Origin of the sequence: Aeromonas sp. ANP5, assembly GCF_963870295.1 — a bacterium.
Lineage (GTDB): Bacteria > Pseudomonadota > Gammaproteobacteria > Enterobacterales > Aeromonadaceae > Aeromonas > Aeromonas veronii.
This window is the reverse complement of the sequence record NZ_CAWMRY010000007.1, coordinates 103,001-121,356: the sequence shown is the minus strand read 5'-3', so window position 1 is coordinate 121,356 and position 18,356 is coordinate 103,001. Positions and strand designations below refer to the sequence as shown.

Here is an 18,356-nt window from a genome sequence, read left to right as displayed (position 1 = left end):
GATGAGCTGCGACAACTGTCTTGCCACCGCCATCAGGGCCAAGCTGGGGCGCTGTCCGGTCTGCGCTGGCCAGACCTTCGTCATCGGCCTGATTGGCTGGCTGGTCTGGTGGTGGTGCGGTGCCGACACCTCGGTCAACGCCCTCACCGGCCTGCTGTTTGCGCTGGGTGGCTCGGGCCTGTTGCTGCTCCATCTGGTGGTATTTGTCTGGCGCAAGGCGACCGGACGTGAATTGAGCGATGAATAAATCAGATTGGTTTCAACAACATAAATAACAATATCGGTGTAGATATGGAGGTTCAGATGATTGCAATGGTAACGGGCGCCTCGTCCGGGTTTGGTGAGTCCATCAGCCGTCAGCTGGTGCAGGCGGGCTACAAGGTGATCGGTACCGGTCGCCGTGCCGAGCGGCTGGCTGCGCTGGCCGATGAGCTGGGCGAGCAGTTTCTGCCGCTGGCGTTCGACGTGCAGGACAAGGCGGCCACCCGCGCTGCCATCGACGGGCTGCCAGCCGAGTGGAGCGAGGTGGATCTGCTGGTCAACAACGCCGGTCTGGCGCTGGGGCTGGAGCCGGCCCACAAAGCGGATCTGGAAGATTGGGAGCAGATGATCGCCACCAACATCAGCGGTCTGACCCTGCTCACCCGTCTGCTGCTGCCGGGCATGGTGGCGCGCAATCGCGGCCACGTCATCAACATCGGCTCCATCGCCGGCACCTACCCCTATCCGGGCGGCAACGTCTACGGCGCCACCAAGGCGTTCGTGAAGCAGTTCAGCCTCAACCTGCGCGCCGATCTGGCGGGCACCGCCATACGCGTCACCAACGTGGAGCCGGGCCTGTGCGGCGGCACCGAGTTCTCCAACGTGCGCTTCCACGGTGACGATGCCAAGGCGGCCTCCGTCTATCAGGGGGTGGAGGCGATCCAGCCGGAAGATATCGCCAATACCGTGCTCTGGGTGAGCCAGCAACCGGCCCACGTCAACATCAACAGCATCGAGATCATGCCGGTGGCGCAGACCTTCGGCCCGCTCAATATCAGCCGTCGCTGATTGCTGCATTGGTTGAAACAAAGAGGCTCCTGTGGGAGCCTCTTTGCGTTGGCGAGCCGATTAGAGGCTCATGATCTTCTTGAACACCTCCTCCGAATACTTCTTCTCGCTGCGCTTGGCGAGATCCGTCATCAGCTTGTAGCGCAGATCTTTGGCCATCTGATAGGTCTGCTCCAGCTGGCCGTAGGAGTAGTCGGCGGCCAGCCCGAGCGCCGTCGCCTTGTCGCTGGCATAGGTCTGCTTGAGGGTCTTGTCGAGCAGGGCGACCTCCTTGTAGAGCTTGGCGCTCTCTTTGCTCCAGACGCCGCGCAGCAGCGGCAGGTACTTGTCCGGATCGGCGCTGGCCAGCGCGGTCAGGCTGCGGAACTGCCAGTAGGCGGAATCATCGGAGTAGCTGTCGCTGCCGGTGCGATAGGGCAGGGGATAGTTTTCCAGGGTATTGTAGAGCGGCACCATCACAGATTCGGCCAGCACGCCGTAGCTCTGCCAGATGAGCCCCTGCAGCTCTTTGGGCATCTCCTTGCGCAGCTGGATGACGTGGGATTCCAGCTGGCGATCGACGCGGATTGGCCGCTCCGCCTTGCCCGCGAGCGGCGTACCGTCATAGGTGGCGCTCAGCACCCTGGCCACGTCCGGCACGGCGATGGGGGCATCCGGCTTCATAAACAGTGGATATTGCGCCTGCCGGGTCGCCTGTTTGTGGGAGGCGGTCAGCATTTTTTGGCCGATCCACTCCCGATCCACGTTGTAGGGATCGGCAATCACCCCGAACGCCTTGGCGAAGTTGAAATCTTTCGGGTCGGCGTTATCCAGCAGTTTGTGCTCGCGCACGAACTCCAGCAGCTTGGGCGAGTGCAGCACATCGGTGCTGTCGAGATTGACGCCGTGGATGCGCAGACCGTTGGCCACCATGGCGTAGCTGTCGTCCGGCACCCGCACCGCGATCCAGTGGTGGCCGGAGCCGATCTCCATCAGCCAGGCTTCGTTCACATCTGCCAGATAGAGGCTGTTGCCCTCACCGGCGCCATATTGCTCCACATAGCGGCCGAGCAGCTCGACCCCCTCTTTGGCCGTCTTGGCCTGCGGCAGGATCAGGGTCGGGATGATGGCTTCAATCACTCCCTTCTCGATCAGCGGATCGGCTTTCTGGGCCTTGTCGTTGACCTCGGCACTGGTGGTGGCCGAGATGGCGACGTTGAACTCGTTGATGCCGCGCTCTTCATAATATTTGCCTGCCGGGTCGCTGGTGGTGGCATCCCAGTCGTGGATGGCGGAGTAGGCGGAAAATGCCTTGGGCATCGGCACTTCCAGCCCGTTGCCCAGTTTCCAGAGTTTGCCCTCGTTCTGCTGCGCGGGCCGGAAGGCGAGGTACTTGTTCCAGTTGTTGACGCCAAAATCCTCGTTTCTGGCGATCATCACGCTGCCGTCGGCGCTGGCCCCCTTGCCGACGATGAGGCCGGTACAGGCGTCGGCACTGGTGCCAAGCAGGGTGAGCAGGGTGGCGGAGAGAAGACTCAAGGTGTGTTTTTTCATAGGTGTACCCGAAGGGTTGCGGTGAGTGAGAGTCAGACGAGGGGATGAGGTGTGGGGAGGCTGCAACTCCGAACTGGCAGCGGAATGAGCACGACAGATTGGTCTGCCTGTTATTGGTTTTTCGAACAGATCATCCATGACACGGCTGGCTGGTTGTGATGTGCGCCAAAATTGTATTCCCGAGTGGTTGTTTGTTTTGTGATCGATCTGCGGTTCCTGACTTTTCTCTGGCATCGTGGTGCGCGGACGGCGAAATGTGCCAAAACAGCGTGAGCTGGCAGCAGATGAGTCATGATTCTGACGCCTGTTTGCGTGGGATGCGTGGTGAGATCCGCCATCTCTCTGGCTCTCGCACTATCTGACAAGTTGGCCTGTAACTTGCTGGTTTAATTGATAATGGTGGGGCATGACGCCCCATGTGACCGGATCAGCCTGTGCCCATTGCCGCAGATGCGCACCGAATTGGAGCCCCCATGGATATCAAACCCTACAGCCAGCAGCTTGCCCAGAGCGCATCCAACAACCGCGCACTCGCTACCCTCAACAGTGCCAGTAGCGGCGGTCAGGGCGGTGGCTGGGAGGAGATGGTCAGCCTCTCCACCCAGCGCATGACCGGCCAGGCCCAGCAGGTGCTGACCTACGAACATCTGGCCAAGAACAACAAGTTGCCGCCGGCGCTCGATATGAGCTCCGACAAGGGGGGCGTGGTGCAGCAGCTGGTGGACAAGGCGCTTGGTTTCGATCGCAAGAAGTTCAACGAGATCGAAGAGAAGCTCAAGACCATCGCCGATAACAAGAAGCTGACGCCGGAAGAGCGGGCGGAGCAGAGCAAGCCGCTCAATGAGCAGCGAGAGGCGATGCTCAAGGAGGCGATGGATCGCCTGACCGGCAAGAAGAGCTCATCCACAGATGAGGCCAAAACTGCCTGATCCTGCCGCTGTTCTGAGATCTACCCGGTCGGCACCGATTGGCCAGTGTCGACCGCCGATGGGCAAGCTTCTGCCAGCTCTTTTGACCTCACCTCCCCACAGGCGCACAATGTCCGCGCATTGAGCCAGTCGAGGAGTCCGCCGTGTACAACTTCCAATATGCCAATCCGACCCGTATCTGTTTCGGCGAGGGACAGATCGCGAGCCTGCCCGACCTGATCCCGCCCGGCAGCCGGCTGCTGGTGCTCTACGGCGGTGGCAGCATCAAGCAGAACGGGGTGTATGAACAGTTGACCCGGGCGCTGGAAGGGGTGACGTGGCAGGAGTTTTCCGGCATCGGCGCCAACCCCAGATTCGAGCTGTTGATGGAGGCGGTGGCGCAGGTGAAGCGCGAGCGCATCGACTTCCTGCTGGCGGTCGGTGGCGGCTCGGTAGTCGATGGCACCAAGTTTGTCGCGGCGGCCGCCTGCTACGAGGGGGATGATCCCTGGGATATCTGCGGCAAGCAGGCGAGCGTGCACAAGGCGCTGCCGATGGGCTGCGTGCTGACCCTGCCAGCCACCGGCTCCGAGAGTAATCCCACCTCGGTGGTGAGCCGGGGGGATGTGAAGATCTCCTTCAGAAGTCCGCTGGTGCAGCCGCAATTTGCGGTGCTCGATCCGGCGACCACCTACAGTTTGCCACCTCGCCAGACCGGTAACGGAGTGGTGGATGCCTTCGTCCATATTGCCGAGCAGTACCTCACCTTTCCGGTGGGAGGCGAGGTACAGGATCGGCTGGCGGAAGGTTTGCTGCAGGTGCTGGTGGAGAACGGCCCCAGGGCGCTGGCGGAGCCGACCAACTATCAGGTGCGGGCCAATCTGATGTGGGCGGCCAGTCTGGCGCTCAACGGCCTTATCGGTTGCGGAGTGCCGCAGGATTGGGCCTCTCACGCCATCGGTCATCAGCTGACGGCGCTTTACGGGCTGGATCACGGCCAGAGCTTGGCGGTGGTGCTCCCCTCACTGCTCCGTGAGCGGGCGAGCCAGAAGCAGGACAAGCTGGCCCAGTTTGCCGAGCGGGTGTGGCATTCGACCCGCGAGGACAAGGCCCTGCGCATCGAGGAGGCGATCATCCGTACCGAGCAGTTCTTCCAGAAGATGGGATTGGGTACCCGGCTGGTTGACTATGGCCTCAGCGAAAGTTGCATTCCGGCGGTCTGCTCCAATCTCAAGCGGGTGGGGCGCACCGCGCTCGGTGAGCAGCAGGATATCGACCCGGATCGGGTGGCGCGCATTCTCGCCCGGGCGCTATAAGCCGGCATCGGTTTGTTTCCTAATAAAGAGGGCCGCTTGTTGCGGCCCTCTTGCATGACTGGTTAGCCGGTCACTCGGTACGCGCCTTCAGATAACCGGCGTAATCCGGGATCTGCACGCTGAACGCTTGCCGCATATGGGGGCTGTCCATGATGAAATCGGCGGTTGCCTCGTTGGTGGCGACCGGGATGTTCCAGACTGCCGCGAGGCGCAGCAGCGCCTTCACGTCCGGATCGTGGGGCACCGCATTGAGGGGATCCCAGAAGAAGATCAGCACGTCGATCTTCCCTTCGGCGATCAGGGCGCCGAGTTGCTGGTCACCCCCCATGGGGCCGGAGAAGAGGCAGGTGATGGGCAGCTGTGCCTTCTTGCCGAGCATGGTGCCGGTGGTGCCGGTGGCGTAAAGATGGTGGAGCTTGAGCTCCTCCTTGCGCCGCATCACCCAGTTCAGCAGAGGGGTCTTCATGTTGTCGTGAGCCACCAGTGCCACCCGTTTGTGGGGTGCCATCTCGCGTGCAATCTGTTCCATGGAAATCGTCCGTAGCATTGTTATTGGCAGAGAGCCGTATCCTAATCGAAAGCGGCGCCCGTTGCCTTGCCGGGCGCCGTAACTGTGATCACTTCGACTGTTCAATCCACTGCTTGTTCTTCTGCTCCAGTACCGAGATGGGCAACATGCCGTATTCCAGCACATGGTGGTGGAACGCCTTGAGGTCAAAGTCTCCACCCAGCGCCTGCTCGGCCGACTCCCGCATCCGGATCAGCGCCAGCTGGCCTGCCTTGTAGGAGGTCGCCTGACCGGTGTAGGCCATGTAGCGCGGCACCTCGGAGCTGATGTCCCCAGCACCCAATGCCGAGTTCTCCTTCATGTAGTTGGCAGCCTGATCGTGGCTCCAGCCATACCAGTGGATACCGGTATCTACTACCAGCCTCATCGCCCTGAGCATCTCCTCGTTGAGGCGACCGAAGTATTGCAACTGGTTGTTGAAGGCGGATGATCCCTCGGCCTTCACGTCTCCCACCGCCGGATCATAGAGGCCCCGTCCCTGATAGAGCCCCATGTCGTGATCCGCCAGGTATTCGGTGTAGAGCGCCCAGCCCTCCGCATAGGCGGTGTAGGAGGCGTTAGCCACGTACTGTGGGAAGTCGGGATCCTTGGCGGCTAGCTCCTGGGCGATGGTGATCTGGAAGTGGTGACCCGGCGCCGCCTCGTGGGCCAGCAGGGTGCTGATGTTCCAGCTCTGCAGACCATAGGGGTAGTATGTGTTGAGGAAGAACTGCCCCTTGCGGCCGGTCTGCGGGTTGCCGTCCTGATACCAGGCTACCCCGCCGTATGGCGCATCTTCATAGGAGACGGGCACCACCTCGTAATCCAGTTTGGGAATGGTACGTTCGGCATCGAAGAAGTCTGGCAGCACCAGTGCTGCTTTGCTCTTGAAGACGTTGTACTCCTGCAGTGCCCGATCGTGTTCGGCCAGCGCCTGCTGCTGTGGCCCGCTCAACGTCGCCCCGGCTGCATTGTCCGGGTTGAGGCCGGCGGACCAGACCTCTAGCGGGTTCTGATAGAAGAAGGCCGGCTCGTTCAGATAGCGGAAGAAGGCGTAGATCTGGCCGCTCTGCTTGCTCTGGCTCGCGTCGTCGCTGTCACACTTGCCGACGGAATGGCATACCTTGACCATGGCAGCGAAGATCCGCTCTACCTCGCTCAATCCCAGCTCATGTACCTGCTCGGGTGTCATATTGGTGGTGGTGTGCTTCTTCAGCAGCCAGCGATACCAGTCTCGCCCGTTGGTCATGCCGCAGAAGCCATCATCACACTCGCCACTACCCAAGCGCACTGCATAGGCGCCGCCATGCTGGTAATCCAGATAGTCGCGCAGCGCCAGATAGCGGGTGTTGATGCTGTCCAACACGGCTTTGTAGTCTGCTCGCAGTGTGGCATCGGCATCCCCCGGCAACTGCTGCCAGCCGAGGTAGGAGCCGGCGATCGCCTCCCCATCCAGCTTGCTGTTGAGCTGGGCCAGCAACCGGTCCACCAGCTCGTCCGGCAGGGTATTGCCTTGGGCGCTGCCCAGTTCGAACTGGTGCTTCACCTCGGCCAGGTAGCCGTCATAGGCCTTGAGCCAGGTGAGGTGCTCCTGATACCAGGCCAGCGGGGTCATTGTTGTCTTTGCTCGGGTTGCCATTGCAAGTGCCGGAGCTGTGTCTGTTCGGTCGAGATCCCGTCGCCATGCGCCATCACCCGGTTCCACCTGGTCGGCCGAGCTGTGCTCGAAATAGTCGAAGTCACCGCTGACGGTGCGAGCGGCTTTGCCGCTGGCAGGGGCTGCGCCGACATCGTCTGCCAGATCCACCACGCGGTTGCGGAAGTGATGGATCGGGATCTGGGATTGGGGTAAATCGTATCCTTCAAGATTGATCTGCAAGTCCCAGCGGATCATGTCGTAGAACAGCCGATCCCGCTCACTTAGCACAGTGGGATCCAGAGCATTCAGTCGTTGGAGCAGTGAACTGTCGAGTGCTTTGCGCTTGGCGATGCTGGTGGCATCGATGGCAAAACCGTAGGGGTCGAGCGACTGGCTCTCGCGCAGGGCCTCATCCATGGTTTTCATCAGGGATGCTTTGGTGGCTGCGGGATCTGCAGGTGCGTTCGAGCTGTTGTCATTGCATGCGGTAAGAGACAAGGAAATGGCGCAGGCTAGCGCGAGCTTGTTGGGTAGGAAGTGCATGATGTAGTCCTTTCACATGTTGTTATTGTATGTCCCTGTGAGGGGCCCCAATAGTGCAACTACCTGGCGTCTGTTATTGCGATCTGAATAGCAAAAATAAGCTTATTTTTCATGCTGATAAGTGGTGTGAAAAGCTATGCAGCCAGACATTAAAAAACCCGCCTGAGCGGGTTTTTTAATCGTTTTTTCATGCCATAACTATTCAGGATGAACCGTGGTGCAGTTGCGACTGCTGGTAGTTCTCCAGCCCGATGCGATCGATAAGATCGAGCTGGGTCTCCAGCCAGTCCACATGCTCCTCTTCATCCTCCAGGATCTCCTGGAACAGGTCGCGGCTGATGTAGTCCTGCACCGACTCGGCGTAGGCGATGGCTACCTTGAGGTCGGGGATGGCATCCATCTCCAGCGAGAGGTCGCAGCGCAGCATCTCTTCGACGGTCTCACCGATACGCAGCTTGCCCAGATCCTGCAAATTGGGCAGCCCTTCCAGAAACAGCACGCGCTTGACCAGTTCATCGGCGTGTTTCATCTCATCGATAGACTCGTGATACTCCTTGTGCCCGAGCGCCTTGAGGCCCCAGTCATCGTAGATGCGGGCGTGCAGGAAGTATTGGTTGATGGCAATCAGCTCATTGGCCAGCACCTTGTTGAGGTGGGCAATGATCTTGGGATCTCCTTTCATCGACAGTGCTCCTTGGTTCGTGCCTGAGGCTTCGATCGTTAGAGCTTAGTCCAGAAAAGTGACAACAAGAGGTCTGGCGAGCCAGCTCGCCTGAGAAAAGGGGTGACCCTGTTGGCGGGTCGCATCAGAAAGGAGGTGTCCGGATCAGGCCACTTCGTAGTAGAGCACGGGTTGCTCCTGCTCCATCTTGTCGAGCTCGGCGGCGATAATCTCCATGGTCATGCGCACGCATTTGCCACATTGGGCACCCACCTCGAGCGACTGCTTGAGCTGGCGGAATTCGCTTTTACCTGACTGCACCGCTTTGCGGATCTGGGTATCTGTGATGCCGCGGCACAAACAGACGTACATGATGGTCACCTCTTGTGGAATGAGATGAAATCTAAATGAGAATGGTTCGTAGTGCAAATAACCATTGGTAATAAGATCCCCTGCTTGCCACTGTGCAACCCCTTGGGGACAATGCTGGCAACCAGAGGAGATCACCATGCTCAAGAAACTGTTCAGTGCCCTGTTCGGGGGCGAGCCGACCAAGGCGCCGGAAGTCACTCCCACCGAATATGCCGGCTATCTCATCTATCCGGAACCCATGGCCGAAGGTGGCCAGTACCGACTGGCAGGGCGCATCACCAAGGAGCTGGACGGCGTGCTGCAGACTCACCGTTTCATCCGCTCCGATCTGTTTGCCAATCCGGCTGATGCCGAGCGTTTCATGGTGCAAAAGGCTCACACCTTTATCGATCAGATGGGAGATCGCATGTTCGAGCCCCGCAAACCGGCTGACAGCCAAGCTTCATGACACTGCAAGAGGTCACCCTGCTGCGCGAGGCGCTGGCCCGCGCCGGTGAGCGGCGCCTGATCTGGCTGGAGGGGGAGGAGGCCGACTGCATTGCCCGCGCCCAATCCCTGCTCGGTGAGACTGTCTTCTGGCTGGGAGCCGGGCCCGAGTGTTATGCCCCGCAACCCGCAGCCAAGTCGCTGCAACGCCTTGGTCAGGAGTGTGACACGCTGGTGTTCAACGCCTTCAGTGGCTTTCATCCCGATGCCTTCGGGGCGCTGGCGGGCACTCTGCGCGCCGGTGGCTTGCTGTTGCTGCTGACGCCGCCAAGAGTAGAGTGGCCTGCATGGCCGGATCCTGACCGGATCCGGCTGGTGGCCCAGCCGGAGGAGGCGGGCCGGGCCGTCCACGGCTTTATCGCCCGACTGGTTCGGTTGCTGGAAGGTGATCCAGCCCTCTCTCTGGAGCCGCCGGTTTGCTCGCAGCCGTGGCAACCGATTGGGCCGGAGTGCAGGCTGAGCTGCGATCAGACACGGGCACTGCCCGCCATACACAAGGTGTTGCAGGGCCATCGTCGTCGGCCGCTGGTGCTGAGTGCCGACCGCGGTCGTGGCAAGAGTGCGCTGCTGGGGCTGGCTGCCGCCGAGCTGCTGTGCCAGCAGCCTGGGCTGAACATAGTGGTGACGGCCCCCTCGCAGGCAACGGTAGCGACCCTGTTTGCCCACGCCGCTCGTGGGCTAGATACCACGCCGGAACAGCTGACCGGACTGAGCTACTGCTCGCCAGATCGGCTGGTGCACGAGGCGATGAATCCCGATCTGCTGCTGGTGGATGAAGCGGCCGCCATTCCGACCCCGCTGCTCGAGGCCATGCTGGCCCGCCACAGTCGCATCGTGTTTGCCACCACCGAGCACGGTTACGAGGGGACGGGGCGCGGTTTTCACCTGCGCTTCAAACGGGTGCTCGATAGCCAGACCCCAGAGTGGCAGGAGATCCACCTCTCTGAACCCATTCGCTGGAGTGAGCGCGATCCGCTGGAGCCGCTGATTTTCCGCCTGCTCGGCCTCAATGCCGAAGTCGCAATGCCCTTGCCGCCGACCAGCCCGAGCTGGCGTCTGGTCAGTCAGGAGGCGTTGGCGAGCGACGAGGAGTTGCTCAACCAGCTGTTCGGCTTGCTGGTGCTGGCCCACTACCAGACTACGCCGAGCGATCTCAGGTCCCTGCTGGAGAGTCCGGATCTCGACATCCATCTGCTGGAGCAGGATGTGTGCCTGCTGGGAGTGGCGCTGGTGGCGCGGGAAGGGGAGATAGATCCTGAACTTGCCGAGGCGATATGGGCCGGTCGCCGCCGTCCGCGCGGCCATCTGCTGCCCCAGTCGCTGCTGGCTCATGCCGGTTTCAAGACTGCGGGGGGGCGCAGCTACGCCCGTGTGATGCGTATCGCCATCCACCCCGAGCTGCACCGGCACGGTCTGGGTTCGCTGCTGCTTGGCAGGCTTGAAGAACATTATCGTCAGTCGGGGATCGATTACCTCGGTTCTGCCTTTTCGGCTAGCGCCGACCTGCTCCCCTTCTGGCGCAAGGCCGGGCTGGCGGTGCTGCGCATCGGCCTGCAGCGGGATGCCGCCAGCGGCTGCCATGCAGCCCTGCTGCTAAAGGCGCTGAAACCCGAACATGAGCCCGAGCTGGATCAGTGGCAGCAGCGTTTCATTCGCCAGTTGCCGACCCTGCTGGCTGGTGAGTTGAGCGAGCTGGATCCCGAGCTGGTATGGCAATGCCTGCAAGGCAGTACCGTCACCGCGTCGGAGCTTGGCGAGTTCGAGCGCGACGAGATTGAATGCTTTGCCCATCATCACAAGCCGTTCGAACTAAGCCAATCCAGCCTGCAGTTGTGGCTGGCGGGCAATCTGGTCCGGTTGGCCGAGCTCACCCCGGATGAGCGTTATCTGCTGATCGCCACCATCTGGCAATATGCTGACTGGGGAAGACTGGCTGCGAGGTTGCAACTGGCTGGCAAGCCCGCCGTGATCAAGAGTTTGCGGGCGCTGCTGGCGCGTCTCTTGAGTTCCTCTACCACTCGATAGGTTTGCCCTGCCAGTCGAGAAAGCTCAGCTCGCCATCCGGTTGCAGCCGGTTCATCAGCTTAATCAGATGGTCGGCTACCAGCTCGGGACTCTGCACATTTCCCGCCGGTACATTGGCGTGAAACGGGCGAGAGAGTTGGGTATCCACTGTGCCGGGATGGAAGGCCAGCAATTTGACGCCGGGAGCCCGCCGGGCCAGCTCGATGGCAGCACACTTGAGCAGCATGTTGAGGGCGGCCTTGGAGGCGCGATAGCCATACCAGCCGCCAGCCCGGTTGTCGCCAATGCTGCCGACCCGGGCACTGAGAACGGCCAGAGTGCAAGGCTCGCGGCCAAACAGCGGTAACAACTGGCTGATCCAGCGCAGTGGCAGCAAGGCATTGGTCTGGTAGAAGCGGGTCATGGCATCGAGATTGATTGCTTCGAGTCGCTTCTCTGGCTGGATCTCCCCCTGATGCAGGATGCCGTTGCAGATCACCACCCTGTGCGGTCTCGGTGCCAACTCCGCGATGCGCGCCACCACTTCTGTCATCTGCTCATCGCTGTAATCACAACATAGCCAGTGCAGACCCGGCGATGAGAGGCCAGCAGGTGCGGGCTGACGGCTGATGGCAATCACTGGCCCGACACCCGCCGCCAACCAGTGTGTCACCAGAGCCGCACCGATACCGCCAGAAGCGCCAATCACGACAATGCCTTCACTCATCTCAGGCTCCTTGTGAGTACATGATGGATTTCACCATCCGCCAATGTTGCCCTGATTGGCAGATACGATCGTGCCAGCCTGCGGGATCAAGCGGTTAAGGCTGCAATCTTGCCGAGATCCGAGCCGCTGGGTGAATTCCATTCCTATACTGAGGGAAAACCGCAGCGGTCTGCTGCCCGCGCAACCAGAATGAGAGTCACCATGATGTCCAAAGATGGGGAAGAGCGTAAATCTATCCTGACCGAAAGTGGCACCAACGAGCTTGAGATCATCGAGTTTCACCTCAAGAAGCAGCTACCGGACGGTCGTGAAAAAACCGCTTATTACGGGATCAACGTTGCCAAGGTGCGCGAGGTGATCCGGGTGCCGGAGACCACCGATTACCCCAATGCCCAGCGCCATATGGTGGGGGTCTTCTCCCTGCGGGATCGCCTCATCCCGCTGGTGGATCTGGCGGGCTGGCTCGGCATCAAGACCAACCCGGACCCCAGCCACAAGGTGGTGATCGTCACTGACTTCAACAAGATGGCTAACGGCTTCCTGATCGATAGCGTCAGCAGGATCCACCGGGTCTCCTGGGAGGATGTGGAGTCACCCAGCCAGTTTCTGGAGGCGGGGGAGAACGACTGCGTGGTGGCCGTGGTCAGGCGTGATGGCAACCTCATCATGATCCTCGATTTCGAGAAGATCATCGCCGACATCAACCCCGAGCTCAGCATGGAGAAGTACGACGTCACCCAGGATCGCAAGGTGCTTATCGACGATCGCATGATGGCGCTACGCCAGGGTAAGACCATTCTGGTGGTGGACGACTCGGCCTTTATCCGCAAGATGATCGAGACCACCCTGCGCACCGCTGGCTACAACGTGATCACGGCCAAGGACGGCGGCGAGGGACTGGAGATGATGACGGATTTCGATCGTCTGGCCCAGGAGGAGAGAATGCCGGTGACCGGCTTCGTCAATGCGGTGATCACCGATGTGGAGATGCCGCGCATGGATGGTATGCACCTGCTCAAGCGGCTGCGGGATACCCCCTCCTACAAGGAGATGCCCATCGTGATGTTCTCCTCCCTGATGAGCGATGATAACCGCCAGAAAGCGCTACAACTGGGGGCCAACGATACCATCACCAAGCCCGAGATAGGGCGCATGGTGGGGATGATGGATCACATGCTGCTGGGAATTGCCCCGCCCTCGCCCGCCAACAACATCTGACCTGCCATTAACTTCCAATTGGCCGGTCGAATCCACTGACCGGTTGCCTCAAGCAGCCACTCCTTGCCAAGGAGTGGCTGCGCTGTTTTGGCTGTTTGCTGCGATTCCCGACGCCCCTTGTCTCCCGGATATGATTTATGTAATGATAATTATTATCATTTGTTGGTGTGAAGCATATGACAGCAACCTGGGTGAAGGGATGGGTCGAGTCGACCGAAGGTGGCAGCAGCATGAGTCACTGGAAACAGCAGACCCGAGAGGGCAACCGGCTGTTTGATTGCGGCGAGTATCATCAGGCGCTGGCTCATTATCAGCAGGCGCTCTGGCTGGCTCGTCAGCAATTGGTGCAGTGGCATGACGCCGATGAAGCGGTGGCTGCGCTGGTTGTGGCTCACCACAATCTGGCGGATCTGCTGGTGGCCATGACTCTGCCCGATCGCGCCGCCGACCTGCTCTGCTATGTGCACGACTGCTTGCTGGCGACCTGTCACTCCCCCGCTTGCTCCTCTCGCCTGCGAGAGGCGGCTTTGCGCCATACCCGCACAACCCGTGCCGAGTTGCTGACGTTCGTACAGCGCCACGGCAGCCACGCCGGGATCATGCGCTCGCTCGGTCACTGCCTGTGTCAGAGCGAGCCCTCATCCCGGCTCCATTAATCCGAACAGAGGTCATCATGAGCCATACCCTGCCAGCCCTGAACTATGCCTACGACGCACTGGAGCCCCATATCGATGCACTGACCATGGAGATCCACCATAGCCGTCATCACCAGACTTATATCAACAACCTCAACGCCGCGCTGGAAGGGGCGCCAGAGCTGGCTGCACTGCCGGTAGAGGCTCTGCTGCGCCGCTTCGATACTCTGCCTGCCACCTTGCAGGGGGCGGTACGCAACCATGGCGGCGGCCATGCCAACCACTCCCTGTTCTGGCTGGTGATGAGCCCGCAGGGGGGCGGTGAGCCGGGCGGTGAGCTGGCGCTGGCCATCGAGCGGGAATTGGGGGGATTCGATGCCTTCAAGCAGGCTTTCACTCAGGCGGCTCTGAGCCGCTTTGGCAGCGGCTGGGCCTGGCTGGTGGTGGACAAGGCGGGCAGATTGCAGGTGGAGAGCAGTGCCAATCAGGATAGCCCCCTGATGCATGGCCATACCCCGATCCTGGGGCTGGATGTGTGGGAGCACGCCTACTACCTCAAGTACCAGAACAAGCGTCCGGATTACATCGCGGCTTTCTATCAGGTGGTAGATTGGGCCGAGGTGGCCCGCCGCTATCAGGCGGTGCGAGGCTGACTTGGTCGCTGGGAATTGGTTTGCAGTACAGCCGCCACAACCCGCGCTGCAATAACAAGACCCGCCAGTTGGCGGGTCGTCTGTTTATGGTGTGGCTGTGCTGACGCTGGCGGCTAAAGGGGCCATCGGCAATGTGGGCAAGGCCGCGCTGGGCATCTCGGCGGTGGTTTCTGCCGCGGGTTTGGTGGGAGTGACCGGCTCAGTGGCTGCCGCTGCGGATAAAGCAGGAGTGACTTGTTCAGTCACGGCCGAGGCAGATGGAGTAGCCGACTCGGTGGCAACCGCGGCAGATACTGCCGCTGGCTTTGCCTCATCCACCGCCGGTTTGGGCTGTTTGAGGCAGGGTTGCAGGCTGCCGATGGTGCTCAGTGACTGGCAAGGCACAGGCAAACCGATGGGCACAGGAGCGCCGAGGAACTTGGGCCCCTTGTCCAGTACATAGAGGTCGAGCAGCCCCATCAGGCGGGCAAAGACTTCCCGCACCCGGGTGCGGATCCCCTGATAGGCGCTGGGGTCCTCGGCATTGAAGCCGACCGCATCGATACCGAAATGGCGGGCGATGAAAATGGCCCGCTCGTTATGAAAGCCCTGGGAGACCACGGTAAAGCGCTCCTGGCCGAACACCTCCTTGGCGCGAACCACTGAGTCGAGGGTGCGAAATCCGGCGAAATCCATATAAATGGCGGAGGCGGGGATACCCGCCTTGATCAGGGCGCGGCGCATCTGGCGTGGCTCGTTGTACTGCACTGTGGCGTTGTCACCGGAGACGATGATGAAGTCCACCTTGGCATTGTTATAGAGCTCGGCCGCCGCCTTGATACGGTATTTGAAGTAGTGGTTGGGGCCGCCACCGGAGAGATATTTGGAGGTACCCAGCACCACTGCAACCCGGTTGTAGGGCACCTTGTCCACCTGATCGTAGGTGTAGTGACGGGCATCCGAGACGATCCACTCGCTGTAGCCCAGCAGCATGGCAATCAGGGCCAGCAGCAAAACGAGGCAGGCTAGGAGGATCTTGGCAAACTTCTTCATGCGCGGTGCGGTCAGGGTCTGAAGTTGGGAGTGGCTATCGGCATTCTATTACAACTTGGCCGCTGGCGTCAGGCTTGATAACGGGCGGGCACCTCATTCGGGCAGAGGTTGTCGCAGCAGAGGCCGGGAGAGCGGGAGGATAAAGCGAGGGGCTGCGGTGGCAGCCCCTCTGTTAGGTGAAGGTTTATCAGTGGGCAGAGTCGTTACCCTTGCAGGCGTCTGACTCCTTGTTGGCTTGCCACCAGGGCAGCAGATCCCGGGCTAGCCACGCCTGATAGGCGTCGCTGTCGTTGGCGATCAGCCGGTCCAGCTCTCCTTCGAAGTCGCTCATCGCCTGCTGCCGATCCGGATTGCGCAGCGCTTGTGCCAGCGTCAGCCAGCTGGCGCCGCGACCGGTATCGTTGAGGAAGCGGTGCACGGTATAGGACCAGGAGTAGACCATCTCGCCACCCTGCTCGTAGTCAAGGTGGAGGATCGCCGCCAGTGTCGGGCGCTGGTCGGCGGGGCGGTTTGCCACGTTATCCAGACCCCGGGCAAAGCACTGGCCGTGGGCGATGTACTCTGCAATCCCCTCGGCCCACCAGGTAGTGCGGTTGAGCGGATAGTGGCCGAAACTGCCGTACTGGTTGAAGCGGCCATCCAGATAGTGAACGTACTCGTGGCGCAGGTTCCACACCTGGAAGGCGGGGCGTTTCCACTCTGCCTCATAGGCGAAGAAGCGGGCCTGATTGCCGAGGCGAGCCGGATCCCCCTCGATATAGATGCCGCCATTGTCGGTGGAGACACCAAACAGCGCGCTGCCGTAGCGGCCCCAGTCGGCGGAGGAGTTGAAGATCACCAGCTCCAGCGCTTCGTTGTGATCATCGGCCACCGGTTGCCAGCCAGTCTCCATCTGCTGGTGGAAGCGCTGCTCTTCATCACCCAGCTCACGGCAGATCCCTTCGGCCTGAGCCTGAGTCAGATCCTGGGCGCGCAGACGCAGGGTGGGTGAGCAGGTGTGCTCGAACGGCAGAATATCTTCCATGCGGATCGGGGTACAAAGCCCGGCGAACTCGCCGCTGACACAGGCTTCGCTGGTGCGATCCGTGTAGGTGAGGTAGTAGCTGGAGAGGGTCAGGGAGACCTCTTCCAGCATGGCGGCCGGATGTTGGCCACCCGGGATCAGCCCCTGCTGGCGCATGATGGCGATGACATCGCGATCCAGCTGCTGGCGATAGGCAATCGCCTTATCCGGACTGGTGTGATGGAGGTAGCGCATCATCTGATAGAGGCGGCTGTGGGCATCGAGGATGTTGTTGAAGATAAACAGATCCCGTGAGCCATCGCGCTGTTTCCAGAGGGCCAGCTCGCTCAGGCCCAGTTGCAGCAGGCTCTGGCGCAATGCCGCCTCCTGTTGCAGCACAGCTGCGCTGAAGTCAGCCTGCTGACCGTAAGAGGCGCTCTGATCGACCAGATTGAGCAGCTCGAACAGGCCGTCGGCCCAGGGTTTGTGGCCATTGATCTGCGCCGCATGTTGCACCGCATAGCCGAGCGCCTGGTTGAGCTGGGCCAGCATGGGGGCGGCACTCTGGCGGAAGGCGGCTTGCCCAAGCTGTCCCTGCGCCGCCACGCTCCAGGCTTCCAGCACTGTGCCAGCCTGATCCTGCGGTTCGGCACCCAGCAGCAATGGGTGGTTGAGCAGATCAATCATCACCCCGGCCAGTGCCCGGGCGGCCTGATCACTCTCTTTGCCAACGCCGCCGTGGTAGTTGTGGGCGCGCACATAGTAGAGCAGCTTGTCCATTGCCGGATGGGTCGGTTGGTTGGCCGCCAGCAGGGCACGCATGCCGCGCACCACCGCCATCAGCTTGGCATCATCGTGGCCGTAATCCGCCTGCCAGGCAGGACTGTTCTGGCCGCTCACGTCGGCCACCAGTTTGGCGGCATCGCTGTCGAGCAGATCCACATCGGGCTGCTCTGGCTCGGAGCAGAGACGACCGTTGGCGCGGTGGCACTCCAGCTGCTCCTCCTTGCTGGCCAGCACGATGGGGCGATTGAGCACCCGACTCTCCTGCCACTCTTTGCTCTCTGGCAGGGGCTGCCACTCGCCGCCGGCGACCGGGTATTGGTAGCCGCTATCTTGCAGCGTTACCTGAACCTCGCTGCCTGCGGGGATAACCTGACGGCAGATGCGATAGCGGATGGTGTTGCTCCCCTCCTTGCGCTCCTGCGGCTCATCACACTCCTGCTGAGGCGTGAGCGGATCCAGCTGCCACTGATAGCGGCGCCAGACATGGATCTCGCTGACCTGAGCGGCAGCCTGACTGCCTGCCACCGGTTGCAGACGGAAAAAGATCTGCTCCAACCGGCCATCCCGCTCGCTCGGGGTCTCTTCAAGTACCTGCAACTGCTGCCAATCCTGCGGCTGATAGTGCCACTCCGACTCGGTGCAGCGGCCCTGTGCGTTGAGTTCGCAGCGATCCAGCTCCCTTTCGCTCTGACCCAGGATGATGGCTTGCGGCAGCGGCAGACGATCCTGCCGCTGGGCGGTCGGCGTGCCCGCCAGCTGCTCCCAGCGACCCTGCTTGAGGCCATAACCAAAGTCATAACTGCTGGCGGGGATGAGCTTGCCCGCCGGAATCCGATCCTCACAGCGCACGAAGCGGATCTGCCAGCCCGCATCTACCTTGAGCTGCGGCTCGCCACACTGTTGCTCGGCCAGTGCGGCGAGATCGCTGCTCTGCCAGTCGAAGCGACGGTAGACCCTAAGCTGCTGGTAAGGAGCATTGCTGCTGCGCGCCTTGAGCTCGTAGGTGATCTCGGTGATGCGCGCGGCCAGTTGCCGGCTCGATTCGCCAGTCAGCTGATACTGTCGCCAGTCATTGGGGGAGTAGTTGGCTTGCGCCGAGGATGTAGCCAAAAGCAGGGGGCCTGCCAGCAGCAGCCACCCGGTACCTGAACGGTTCATTTTTATCCCTTTGTTCTTGTTTGTGTATTGTCTTGCGAGTAATCGCAAGGCAATTTAAACAGTTCCAAAGGGATATCAATTGCCA

The 18,356-nt window shown here is 61.0% G+C and carries 17 protein-coding genes; 9 read left to right on the top strand and 8 right to left on the bottom strand.

From position 1 onward, the window contains the following. Position 1: 1 nt before the first annotated feature. Together AACT07_RS06305 and AACT07_RS06300 are read left to right on the top strand one after the other, a co-directional pair. Positions 2-247: a DUF3624 domain-containing protein gene (locus AACT07_RS06305; protein ID WP_005363187.1), complete on the top strand. Its 246-nt coding sequence runs from the start codon at positions 2-4 to the stop codon at positions 245-247. 56 nt (positions 248-303) lie between these two features. Next, positions 304-1,050 (top strand): SDR family oxidoreductase, encoded by a 747-nt coding sequence (locus tag AACT07_RS06300; protein WP_069526948.1) that lies wholly within the window; start codon positions 304-306, stop codon positions 1,048-1,050. 60 nt (positions 1,051-1,110) lie between these two features. On the opposite strand, the gene AACT07_RS06295 is transcribed toward AACT07_RS06300, so the two are convergent. Further along, positions 1,111-2,583, bottom strand: coding sequence for a C69 family dipeptidase (locus AACT07_RS06295; protein ID WP_069526947.1), 1,473 nt, complete (start codon positions 2,581-2,583; stop codon positions 1,111-1,113). A 473-nt stretch (positions 2,584-3,056) separates the two neighbouring features. On the opposite strand from AACT07_RS06295, the gene AACT07_RS06290 reads away from it, so the two are divergent. Together AACT07_RS06290 and AACT07_RS06285 are read left to right on the top strand one after the other, a co-directional pair. Continuing rightward, entirely contained in the window at positions 3,057-3,512 is a 456-nt protein-coding gene (locus AACT07_RS06290; RefSeq protein ID WP_005341510.1) for a hypothetical protein, read from the top strand. Positions 3,513-3,655: 143 nt separating this feature from the next. Beyond that, on the top strand, positions 3,656-4,807 hold the full coding sequence (locus AACT07_RS06285) for an iron-containing alcohol dehydrogenase (protein ID WP_069526946.1): 1,152 nt from the start codon (positions 3,656-3,658) through the stop codon (positions 4,805-4,807). A 70-nt stretch (positions 4,808-4,877) separates the two neighbouring features. On the opposite strand, the gene AACT07_RS06280 is transcribed toward AACT07_RS06285, so the two are convergent. From AACT07_RS06280 to AACT07_RS06265, 4 genes are all read right to left on the bottom strand, one after another. Next, complete coding sequence (locus tag AACT07_RS06280; RefSeq protein WP_005363178.1) at positions 4,878-5,336, bottom strand: methylglyoxal synthase; 459 nt, start codon at positions 5,334-5,336, stop codon at positions 4,878-4,880. Between the two features lie 88 nt (positions 5,337-5,424). Further along, positions 5,425-7,536, bottom strand: a complete 2,112-nt coding sequence (locus AACT07_RS06275; RefSeq protein ID WP_069526945.1) for a DUF885 domain-containing protein — start codon at positions 7,534-7,536, stop codon at positions 5,425-5,427. Between the two features lie 202 nt (positions 7,537-7,738). Then, positions 7,739-8,218: a bacterioferritin gene (bfr, locus tag AACT07_RS06270; RefSeq protein ID WP_005335967.1), complete on the bottom strand. Its 480-nt coding sequence runs from the start codon at positions 8,216-8,218 to the stop codon at positions 7,739-7,741. A gap of 144 nt (positions 8,219-8,362) precedes the next feature. Next, positions 8,363-8,569 carry a bacterioferritin-associated ferredoxin gene (locus AACT07_RS06265; RefSeq protein ID WP_005335965.1) on the bottom strand — a complete coding sequence of 69 codons (207 nt, stop codon included), beginning with the start codon at positions 8,567-8,569 and terminating at the stop codon, positions 8,363-8,365. A gap of 136 nt (positions 8,570-8,705) precedes the next feature. Here AACT07_RS06265 and AACT07_RS06260 point away from each other — a divergent pair, with 136 nt between their 5' ends. Both AACT07_RS06260 and AACT07_RS06255 read left to right on the top strand, forming a co-directional pair. Then, positions 8,706-9,017, top strand: coding sequence for an HlyU family transcriptional regulator (locus tag AACT07_RS06260; protein WP_005354958.1), 312 nt, complete (start codon positions 8,706-8,708; stop codon positions 9,015-9,017). Beyond that, positions 9,014-11,080 (top strand): tRNA(Met) cytidine acetyltransferase TmcA, encoded by a 2,067-nt coding sequence (locus AACT07_RS06255; protein WP_069526944.1) that lies wholly within the window; start codon positions 9,014-9,016, stop codon positions 11,078-11,080. The genes AACT07_RS06260 and AACT07_RS06255 overlap by 4 nt, the downstream gene beginning before the upstream one ends. Here AACT07_RS06255 and AACT07_RS06250 read toward each other — a convergent pair. Then, positions 11,067-11,786 carry an SDR family NAD(P)-dependent oxidoreductase gene (locus AACT07_RS06250; RefSeq protein ID WP_069526943.1) on the bottom strand — a complete coding sequence of 240 codons (720 nt, stop codon included), beginning with the start codon at positions 11,784-11,786 and terminating at the stop codon, positions 11,067-11,069. The genes AACT07_RS06255 and AACT07_RS06250 overlap by 14 nt on opposite strands. Before the next feature lie 201 nt (positions 11,787-11,987). On the opposite strand from AACT07_RS06250, the gene AACT07_RS06245 reads away from it, so the two are divergent. The 3 genes from AACT07_RS06245 (at position 11,988) to AACT07_RS06235 (ending at position 14,292) form a co-directional block, all read left to right on the top strand. Next, positions 11,988-13,004 (top strand): chemotaxis protein, encoded by a 1,017-nt coding sequence (locus AACT07_RS06245; protein ID WP_005335957.1) that lies wholly within the window; start codon positions 11,988-11,990, stop codon positions 13,002-13,004. 176 nt (positions 13,005-13,180) lie between these two features. After that, on the top strand, positions 13,181-13,660 hold the full coding sequence (locus tag AACT07_RS06240; RefSeq protein ID WP_005354955.1) for a hypothetical protein: 480 nt from the start codon (positions 13,181-13,183) through the stop codon (positions 13,658-13,660). Between the two features lie 17 nt (positions 13,661-13,677). Further along, a complete protein-coding gene (locus tag AACT07_RS06235; RefSeq protein ID WP_069526942.1) occupies positions 13,678-14,292 on the top strand; it encodes a superoxide dismutase in 615 nt (204 codons plus the stop codon). Positions 14,293-14,376: 84 nt separating this feature from the next. Here the strand turns inward: AACT07_RS06235 and AACT07_RS06230 are convergent, their stop codons facing one another. Together AACT07_RS06230 and AACT07_RS06225 are read right to left on the bottom strand one after the other, a co-directional pair. Beyond that, the gene (locus AACT07_RS06230) at positions 14,377-15,324 is read right to left on the bottom strand and encodes a SanA/YdcF family protein (protein ID WP_069526941.1); all 948 of its coding nucleotides are present in this window, start codon (positions 15,322-15,324) and stop codon (positions 14,377-14,379) included. 187 nt (positions 15,325-15,511) lie between these two features. Next, a complete protein-coding gene (locus AACT07_RS06225) occupies positions 15,512-18,271 on the bottom strand; it encodes a collagenase (protein WP_069526940.1) in 2,760 nt (919 codons plus the stop codon). Between the last annotated feature and the right edge of the window lie 85 nt (positions 18,272-18,356).

What these genes read in the sequence shown, in the direction of transcription:
- AACT07_RS06305 (WP_005363187.1), top strand. Translation starts at nt 2, where the DNA reads ATGAGCTGCGACAACTGTCTTGCCACCGCCATCAGGGCCAAGCTGGGG.
- AACT07_RS06300 (WP_069526948.1), top strand. Translation starts at nt 304, where the DNA reads ATGATTGCAATGGTAACGGGCGCCTCGTCCGGGTTTGGTGAGTCCATC.
- AACT07_RS06295 (WP_069526947.1), bottom strand. Translation starts at nt 2,583, where the DNA reads ATGAAAAAACACACCTTGAGTCTTCTCTCCGCCACCCTGCTCACCCTG.
- AACT07_RS06290 (WP_005341510.1), top strand. Translation starts at nt 3,057, where the DNA reads ATGGATATCAAACCCTACAGCCAGCAGCTTGCCCAGAGCGCATCCAAC.
- AACT07_RS06280 (WP_005363178.1), bottom strand. Translation starts at nt 5,336, where the DNA reads ATGGAACAGATTGCACGCGAGATGGCACCCCACAAACGGGTGGCACTG.
- AACT07_RS06275 (WP_069526945.1), bottom strand. Translation starts at nt 7,536, where the DNA reads ATGCACTTCCTACCCAACAAGCTCGCGCTAGCCTGCGCCATTTCCTTG.
- bfr (WP_005335967.1), bottom strand. Translation starts at nt 8,218, where the DNA reads ATGAAAGGAGATCCCAAGATCATTGCCCACCTCAACAAGGTGCTGGCC.
- AACT07_RS06265 (WP_005335965.1), bottom strand. Translation starts at nt 8,569, where the DNA reads ATGTACGTCTGTTTGTGCCGCGGCATCACAGATACCCAGATCCGCAAA.
- AACT07_RS06260 (WP_005354958.1), top strand. Translation starts at nt 8,706, where the DNA reads ATGCTCAAGAAACTGTTCAGTGCCCTGTTCGGGGGCGAGCCGACCAAG.
- AACT07_RS06255 (WP_069526944.1), top strand. Translation starts at nt 9,014, where the DNA reads ATGACACTGCAAGAGGTCACCCTGCTGCGCGAGGCGCTGGCCCGCGCC.
- AACT07_RS06250 (WP_069526943.1), bottom strand. Translation starts at nt 11,786, where the DNA reads ATGAGTGAAGGCATTGTCGTGATTGGCGCTTCTGGCGGTATCGGTGCG.
- AACT07_RS06245 (WP_005335957.1), top strand. Translation starts at nt 11,988, where the DNA reads ATGATGTCCAAAGATGGGGAAGAGCGTAAATCTATCCTGACCGAAAGT.
- AACT07_RS06240 (WP_005354955.1), top strand. Translation starts at nt 13,181, where the DNA reads ATGACAGCAACCTGGGTGAAGGGATGGGTCGAGTCGACCGAAGGTGGC.
- AACT07_RS06235 (WP_069526942.1), top strand. Translation starts at nt 13,678, where the DNA reads ATGAGCCATACCCTGCCAGCCCTGAACTATGCCTACGACGCACTGGAG.
- AACT07_RS06230 (WP_069526941.1), bottom strand. Translation starts at nt 15,324, where the DNA reads ATGAAGAAGTTTGCCAAGATCCTCCTAGCCTGCCTCGTTTTGCTGCTG.
- AACT07_RS06225 (WP_069526940.1), bottom strand. Translation starts at nt 18,271, where the DNA reads ATGAACCGTTCAGGTACCGGGTGGCTGCTGCTGGCAGGCCCCCTGCTT.